Here is a 7,443-nt window from a genome sequence, read left to right as displayed (position 1 = left end):
TTTTATTCGGAGCTGCTTCAGCTTCTTATCAAGTAGAAGGTGCATGGAATGAAGATGGAAAAGGTGTTACGAATTGGGACGAGTTTTCAAAAATTCCTGGCAAAACATACAATGGAACAAATGGTGATGTAGCTGTTGATCATTATCATCGATATAAGGAAGATGTTCGCTTAATGGCTGAGATGGGATTAGAATCGTATCGTTTTTCTATTTCTTGGGCGAGAATATTGCCGACTGGAGATGGAAAGGTAAATGAAAAAGGGATTGAATTTTATAACAACTTAATTGATGAATGTTTAAAATACGGGATTGTGCCGTTTGTCACTTTATATCATTGGGATTTACCATTACCGTTAGAAAAAGATGGTGGATGGACGAATAAAAGAACAGCAGAGGCTTTCGTAAAATATGCAGAAACTTGTTTTAAGGCATTTGGTGACAGAGTTAAGCATTGGATTACTTTTAATGAGACAGTAATGTTTTGTGGATTAGGTTATTTAAAAGGTGCACATCCACCAGGAATCCAAAATGATGTTCCAAAGTATTTTCAAGCGACTCATTATGTATTTTATGCACATGCGAAAACAGTTGCGGTGTACAAGCAGCTGAAACAATATGGTGAGATTGGGATTACACATGTTTTCTTACCTGCTTATAGTGTGGATGATCAAAAAGAAAATATACAAGCAGCAAATCATGCGAATGAATATGAAACGTATTGGTATTATGATCCAATTTTAAAGGGCGAGTATCCGTCTTATGTTGTACAACAATTAAAGGAAAAAGGATGGACTCCTAATTGGACGGTTGAAGAATTAGAAATCATTAAACAAAATGCAGAAGAAAATGATTTTATTGGCTTGAATTATTATCAACCAATACGAGTAGAAAGATACGATATGGATATAAAGAGTGAGGAACATTCTCGAGAAAACTCAACGCTTGCTCCAGGTAACCCTTCTTTTGATGGTTTTTATCGAACAGTTAAAATGGATGATAAAACATATACAAAATGGGGATGGGAAATATCTCCCGAAGGTTTCTTAGAGGGATTGCATATGTTGAAAGCGCGTTACGGTGACATAAAGATGTATGTAACGGAAAATGGACTTGGTGATGAAGATCCAATCATTGACGGAGAAATTGTAGATGTTCCGAGAATTAAATTTATTGAAGCGCATTTAAAAGTAATGAAGCGTGCAATTGAAGAGGGAATTAACTTAAAAGGTTATTATGCATGGTCAGTGATTGATCTTTTAAGTTGGTTAAATGGATATAAAAAGCAATATGGCTTTATTTTTGTCGATCATAATGATAACTTAAAACGTAAGAAGAAACTTTCGTTTCATTGGTATAAATGTGTGATCGAAACGAGAGGGGAAGAGTTATAACAGATAAAAGAGTATTTTAGGAGAAAGTGTATGAGTGCAAAGTATAAACAAATTGCAGATGTGTTAGAGCAAAACATTCGAGATGGGCTTTTTAATGAAACGAAAAAACTACCTACAGAAGAAGCGTTGATGAATCGATTTGAAGTAAGCCGTAATACGATACGTAAAGTAATTAGTCAGCTTGTGAATAGAGGTTATATTTTTCAAGTGCAAGGTAGTGGCATGTTTTTACGCGAAACTTCTGTAACAGATTACATTAATTTAGGAAGTTTACGTGGATTAACGAAAAATCTTGTTTCACAAAATATTGAAACGAAAGTGTTAGAGCTGGAAGTAATAGATGCGGACGAAGAGATAGCAAAGCGGATGCAATGCGAAGCTGGAACTAGGTTGTATTTTTTGAAGCGCTTAAGAATTGTAGATGCTAAACCATTCTCTATTGAAGTAAGTTATTTCAAAAAGGATATTATTCCATATTTGAACGAAGAAATAGCATTAAGCTCTGTATACAGTTATTTCATTGAAGATTTACGATTAAATATTGGTTTTGCTGATAAAGTTATTAGTTGTGAAAAAGTAAATAAAGAAAATGCACAGCTTTTAGAATTAAATGAAGGTGATCCGGCGCTTCTTATTGAAAATACAGTGTATCTTGTAAATGGAACAATTTTTGAGTTATCTCAGTCGATGTTTCATTATGAAAAGGCGAAACTTTTAAATCGAATTAATTTTAAATGAAAAATTATCGTGTGAAAAAAGCAACTGGTCCTAAGTGATCAGTTGCTTTTTATTTTTTAAGTGGATGAGCAAAAAAACAAGAAAGTGGTTGGTCCGCTTTTTGCAAACATCTATTATGATAAGAGAAGAAAGGTAGTATGTTATCAACGTTTTAAAGAGGAAGGTTTTTATGTAAGTTCTTTAATTAAAATAGATGGGTCTTAGAGAGGTGAAAAGACAATGAGTTTTGCAATTTCACTAGTCGTTATTATTGTAATTGTATCGCTATTTGGGACTGTACTAGTTGCAAGAAACGTGGAGGAGAATTACGGTAAGTCTACAAAAAGAAATGTGAAAAACTTATCTGCAATCTATATTCTTCTTCTTTTTGTTCTACTGGCCGGGGTAACATGGTATGCGGTAATGATTTGATAGTTTGTAAAAGAACTGGAAATGAGAGTATGAAGTTGGAATTTCAGAAGCTATTGAGTAATCAGAAAGAGAACCATTTTGGATATATCCATTTACGGATAAGAAAATGTGACTAATTAATACTATTTTTACGGTGAATACTGTTAGTAAAAAATGAGGATAGTTCGTTTTGAAAGGAGGAAACTAGATGGAATGGAAACCAAATCGTGCAGATAAGACACCTGTATATAAACAAATTGCTGATTATATTGAAAGAGGCATTTCTTCAGGTGAATTTCCTTCTGATAGTAAGTTACCTTCTGAGCGTATATTGGCAAAGGAATTACAGGTGAACCGGAGTACAATAGTAGCTGCGTATGAAGAATTAAAATCACTTGGAGTAGTAGAACGGCAAAAGGGAAGCGGAACACGGGTTAATACAGACATATGGGGTGTCTCACATAAACGAATACCGAACTGGGGTAGGTACGTGGAGGATGGATCGTTCTTACCTAACGTACCACTCGTTCAACAAATTCGAACGGAAACACAAAAAGATGATTTAATTAATTTAGCGAGTGGTGAACTGTCACCAGAATTAATTCCGAGTGATAGATTTCGAACAATTTTGGCGGAGAAAACATTTATGGAAAATCTCGGCTATGACCATCCACTTGGAAATGAGATGTTGAGAAAAACAATTGCAGCACATGTTCAGCAATATAAACAAATTGAAGCAGATTCAAGCTCTATTCTTATTACGTCTGGAGCACAACAGGCGCTTAATCTTATCGTTCAATGTTTATTAAAACCTGGCGATGCGATTGCGATTGAAGATCCGTCATATTGTTTTTCGCTTCCAATGTTTAAATCGGCCGGTTTAAACATATTTCATTTACCTGTTGATGAGCATGGAATGAATCCAGATGACTTAATCGATTTGCACAAAAAGCATCGCATTCGTATGGTATTTTTGAATCCAGATTATCAAAATCCAACAGGTACTGTGCTTTCATTAGCGAGACGTAAAAAAATTTTAGAACTGTCTTCTGAGTTCGGTATACCAATTGTAGAAGATGATCCGTATAGTTTAATTTCTTTTAATGGAGAAGTGAACCCGACATTAAAATCAATGGACCAAAATGGAAATGTTCTTTATATAAGTTCATTATCAAAAATTGTTGCATCAGGATTACGTATTGGATGGATAATTGGTCCTACACGTGTAATTGAGCGTTTAGCAGATGCAAAGCAACAAGTTGATTTTGGCCATAGTGTATTTACGCAGTGGGTAGCAAATCAATTTTTAGAATCAAAGGATTTTCATACACATATTACGATACTTCGTGGACAATTGAAGCAAAGAAGAGATGAATTAATTGCAGAGCTTGAAGGAACATTGGGAGACCGAGTTGAATGTTTCGTGCCAGAGGGTGGAATACATGTATGGTGTAAAGTGAAAGGAAAGTTTGATGAATATCACTTATTAGGTGAATCTATACGGAATGGTGTCGCATTTGTTCCGGGCAGTGTTTTAGGTTCGAAAAATGAATATATACGATTTACGTTTGGTAGAGCGAATATAGAACAAATTCAACTTGGAATTAAACGGTTTGCCGACACGCTAAATGAAATTTCATAATATGGATGTGTGATAGTGAAATGAGGGAAAGAAATGAAGTACGTGATGCTTTTACTTCAAGTAGGCGTGCTATATATATTTAGCTTAGTGGGTACGTGGATTCAGGAAATATTCCATCTATCAATACCGGGAAGTTTAATAGGGATGTTAATGCTGTTCCTGCTCCTTTCCACTCGCATTTTACCGTTAAAATGGTTTGAGTTAGGTGCGGAAAAGTTAATCGTATTTTTACCGTTATTTTTAATCCCTTCGACAACAGGGCTGATGGAATACGGGTCTTTTCTTTTAAGTAAGGGGAGTATTATATTCCTTTTAGTAGTTGCAAGTACTGTAGTAACTTTGATTGTTTCAGGGTATATAAGTCAATTATTAATAACAACAAAAAAATAAAATCGACAAGGTGCACGATTCAAATGGTCTTAATTATTATTACTGTAGCAATTTATTTCTTGGCGACAAAGCTATATAAAAAATTTACGTTTGCATTTACGTTACCGGTGTTAACAGTTACGGCAATTATGATTTGTTTATTTTTGATTTTTGGTATTTCTCATCATGAGTATAGGGAAAATGGAGGAGACATTCTTTCAAGCTTATTGAGCCCTGCAATTGTAGCATTAGCCATACCTCTATTTAAAGAGCGAAAGATACTTATGAAAAATTTTTTATCGATACTTATTGGAGTAGTAATAGGTATAGTGGCTGTAACGGGTATGAATGTAGTGATTGGCGGAATTTTAAATATAGATAAGGAACTTATATTAACTACTTTACCACAGTTAGCAACGATGCCTATTGCCTTATCATTAGCGGATCAAATTGGTGGTATTCCATCTATGACTTCTAGTTTTGTAGTTGTTGCAGGAATAACAGGTGCTATTATCGGACCAACAGTACTTAAGCTTTTCAGTATAACAAGTACGATTGGAAAAGGAGTTGGAATGGGCTGTGCATCACATATTATCGGTGTGAGCCGTTTAGTGAAGGAAGGCGAGAAAGAAGCGACTATCGGTTCGGTAACGATGATTGTAACTGGAATACTCATTAGTATACTAATACCGTATGGAACGAAATTTATTTTTTAAATGTAATGGAGATGATAACAATGACAACATGGTTTATAGTTACATTATTTGTTTTTGGAGCTATTAAAGTATTAGTTTCTAGCATGCCCACTTCTGTTGTAGAATCAATTATTAGTAAATTTGAATTGCATCAAAAGCTTGAGGCGGAAAATACTTCTATATCGATAGATGGAAAAAATATAGAGGGAGAAATGAAACTACAAGTTATTCATGAATTTAATGAGGCTTTGTTTTTAGATAAACATTATTTCCCGCCGCACGGAGAAGGGACACCAATAGTCATTGATACGAAGAAAGGGAATAAAGAGATTAGGTTTTCTCTATATAGCTATGAGGAACATGTTGATGTCATTAAGCAATATAAGAAGAAAGTCGTTGCCTATCGTTTACGCTCTAAAAGCCTTCAAACACTGGCACCATTAGCAATAATGGAAGAGTATGCTTAAGAAGGGACCTATAATGGTCTCTTTATTTTTTTATCCAATTATATACGTTCCAAATAAAAGAATAAAAAATCATATAACCAAATAAAGAATATGTATGGTTCCAATTCGCACTATGTACAAATAAACCTAAACTTTCAGCAATCTGTTCAAAAAGGCTAGCGCAAATACCGATCGAAATAATAAATAGAATTCTAGAAACTTTAGATAATTTTTTTGAAATGTGTATAAAGATAACTGTTAAAATCGGCAGTACGAACGATGTAAAAGCTATATTAACTGAAAATGTGGATGAGAAGGGTCTAGCTGGAAAGGAATATATTTGTTTATGAACAAAAAAAGCATCTAAACAAGTTCCAATAATAGAAGAGAGAAAGATTGTAACTACTAATGCTAGAAACTCATTCTTCTTCTCGGAGGAGGACATTTTTCTTTGCGAGAATTGCGAGTTCAATTTTTTCGAGTGTTTTGCAGTAGTCTTCTGTAATTTGTCCATTTATATTTTCCTCCTTATCAACTAAGTAATTTACAACTCGCCAATCGGTAAACCAATCTTCACTGTCAACTTCTTCATGCTTCATATCTCGCCATGCATAGATGAGTGAAGGACTGTATATACGATAAGCGCCACTTCGCAACTGGCATTTCTTTATTCGGCGCTTATAAAACTCACGGGAAAAAGATTCATTTACACTTGAAAATAAATGGGGCCAGTAATCTTTCCTTGAGCCTGTATGCGGATGATGTTGGGCCCAGCTTATTATTTGAGATAAAACATGTGTATCTCGAAATAATAATGAATACAATCTTTTTCCAATTAATATTCTTTCATGTAAGGAAGTGAAATGTTTCATTGTATCACCAAATAGTAATACTTTTTGTTTTTTATCATTTTCGTAGAATGGGAAAAGGATATGATTAAACTGAAAGAAATCAAAGAGTTTAAATCCAATACTATTTAGTACAGTCTTTTTAAATTGTACATTTTGAATCACTCTTTTTTCTAAGTAGTTTTGTTCATTAACAATAGTTGCAATCGCTAATGTTTTTTTGTTGCCTGTTTTCCAAAAATCGTTCCACATCGTTTCCATAAATGTAGAAACATTTAGGTGAGGGAGAAGGTGAAATAACTTTTGTGATCTCTTTACACTTTGTTCGTAAAGTAAAAATTGAGGGTATACATCTTGGAAAATAAGCCAATTCCCTCTTTCTAAAAAAGAAAAAAATATGAATTGATCTTTCTCTGATAAAATTCTCGTATATAAATCGCCCTTTAAATCAGTCATATTCCAACCGCCGTTACGTGATACCATATGCCCAAGCAGTGCCCAATGTATTTCTGGATATTGAATGTAAAATTGGTAGTATGCGCGTGTTCTTGTAACATTATTTTTATTTAGCTGTTCTGTTTGTATTTTTATTTTGTTGATGAGGAGTTGCTCTTCTTTCGTTAATTTATACATGGTATCAGAAGGAATAAGTTTGCTTTTTTGTTTCAATTCATTTTTTACATCGAATAGGGAGAGAGGCAGTGCTTTGGAAGGTCCGTTATATGTATGATATGAATTGTTTCGGTCCATTCCGTTACCTCCCCTTTTCATAAATTTAAACATGATTATTGGCTATGAATCATTCTATTTATTTTATTACGAGTATAAGAAATAAATGAGCGGTGTTTTTTTACAAGGAATTTATTTATCATGCAAACAGTATAAAAAATCTTACTGTTGTGAGGTGAAATGAAAAACAGAAAC

At 33.9% G+C, this 7,443-nt stretch carries 9 protein-coding genes; 7 read left to right on the top strand and 2 right to left on the bottom strand.

The window, feature by feature from the left end; genetic code table 11:
• The 7 genes from ACQGS6_RS19495 to ACQGS6_RS19465 form a co-directional block, all read left to right on the top strand.
• The coding region (locus ACQGS6_RS19495) for a glycoside hydrolase family 1 protein (RefSeq protein ID WP_426965453.1) at positions 1-1,391 on the top strand (1,391 nt) is incomplete at its 5' end.
• A gap of 30 nt (positions 1,392-1,421) precedes the next feature.
• The gene (locus ACQGS6_RS19490; RefSeq protein ID WP_001274912.1) at positions 1,422-2,129 is read left to right on the top strand and encodes a GntR family transcriptional regulator; all 708 of its coding nucleotides are present in this window, start codon (positions 1,422-1,424) and stop codon (positions 2,127-2,129) included.
• Positions 2,130-2,348: 219 nt separating this feature from the next.
• Positions 2,349-2,540, top strand: coding sequence for a hypothetical protein (locus tag ACQGS6_RS19485; protein WP_000006458.1), 192 nt, complete (start codon positions 2,349-2,351; stop codon positions 2,538-2,540).
• A gap of 187 nt (positions 2,541-2,727) precedes the next feature.
• Complete coding sequence (locus ACQGS6_RS19480) at positions 2,728-4,161, top strand: PLP-dependent aminotransferase family protein (protein ID WP_000454956.1); 1,434 nt, start codon at positions 2,728-2,730, stop codon at positions 4,159-4,161.
• Between the two features lie 33 nt (positions 4,162-4,194).
• On the top strand, positions 4,195-4,551 hold the full coding sequence (locus tag ACQGS6_RS19475; protein ID WP_000878380.1) for a CidA/LrgA family holin-like protein: 357 nt from the start codon (positions 4,195-4,197) through the stop codon (positions 4,549-4,551).
• Positions 4,552-4,574: 23 nt separating this feature from the next.
• Positions 4,575-5,246, top strand: coding sequence for an LrgB family protein (locus tag ACQGS6_RS19470; RefSeq protein WP_074625419.1), 672 nt, complete (start codon positions 4,575-4,577; stop codon positions 5,244-5,246).
• Between the two features lie 20 nt (positions 5,247-5,266).
• The gene (locus tag ACQGS6_RS19465) at positions 5,267-5,692 is read left to right on the top strand and encodes a YfmQ family protein (protein ID WP_000214633.1); all 426 of its coding nucleotides are present in this window, start codon (positions 5,267-5,269) and stop codon (positions 5,690-5,692) included.
• A gap of 22 nt (positions 5,693-5,714) precedes the next feature.
• On the opposite strand, the gene ACQGS6_RS19460 is transcribed toward ACQGS6_RS19465, so the two are convergent.
• Positions 5,715-6,116: a CBO0543 family protein gene (locus tag ACQGS6_RS19460; RefSeq protein WP_142238189.1), complete on the bottom strand. Its 402-nt coding sequence runs from the start codon at positions 6,114-6,116 to the stop codon at positions 5,715-5,717.
• Positions 6,091-7,269, bottom strand: coding sequence for a DUF2515 domain-containing protein (locus tag ACQGS6_RS19455; RefSeq protein WP_426965452.1), 1,179 nt, complete (start codon positions 7,267-7,269; stop codon positions 6,091-6,093). Before ACQGS6_RS19455 ends, ACQGS6_RS19460 begins: the two co-directional genes overlap by 26 nt.
• Between the last annotated feature and the right edge of the window lie 174 nt (positions 7,270-7,443).

Origin of the sequence: Bacillus sp. GMs2/2 (assembly GCF_050172095.1) — a bacterium.
GTDB lineage: Bacteria > Bacillota > Bacilli > Bacillales > Bacillaceae_G > Bacillus_A > Bacillus_A cereus.
This window is presented reverse-complemented; position numbering and strand designations above follow the sequence as displayed.

Excerpts from the sequence above, each read along its gene's own strand:
- ACQGS6_RS19455 (WP_426965452.1), bottom strand. The coding sequence starts at position 7,269 with ATGGACCGAAACAATTCATATCATACATATAACGGACCTTCCAAAGCA.
- ACQGS6_RS19460 (WP_142238189.1), bottom strand. The coding sequence starts at position 6,116 with ATGTCCTCCTCCGAGAAGAAGAATGAGTTTCTAGCATTAGTAGTTACA.
- ACQGS6_RS19470 (WP_074625419.1), top strand. The coding sequence starts at position 4,575 with ATGGTCTTAATTATTATTACTGTAGCAATTTATTTCTTGGCGACAAAG.
- ACQGS6_RS19465 (WP_000214633.1), top strand. The coding sequence starts at position 5,267 with ATGACAACATGGTTTATAGTTACATTATTTGTTTTTGGAGCTATTAAA.
- ACQGS6_RS19480 (WP_000454956.1), top strand. The coding sequence starts at position 2,728 with ATGGAATGGAAACCAAATCGTGCAGATAAGACACCTGTATATAAACAA.
- ACQGS6_RS19475 (WP_000878380.1), top strand. The coding sequence starts at position 4,195 with ATGAAGTACGTGATGCTTTTACTTCAAGTAGGCGTGCTATATATATTT.
- ACQGS6_RS19490 (WP_001274912.1), top strand. The coding sequence starts at position 1,422 with ATGAGTGCAAAGTATAAACAAATTGCAGATGTGTTAGAGCAAAACATT.
- ACQGS6_RS19485 (WP_000006458.1), top strand. The coding sequence starts at position 2,349 with ATGAGTTTTGCAATTTCACTAGTCGTTATTATTGTAATTGTATCGCTA.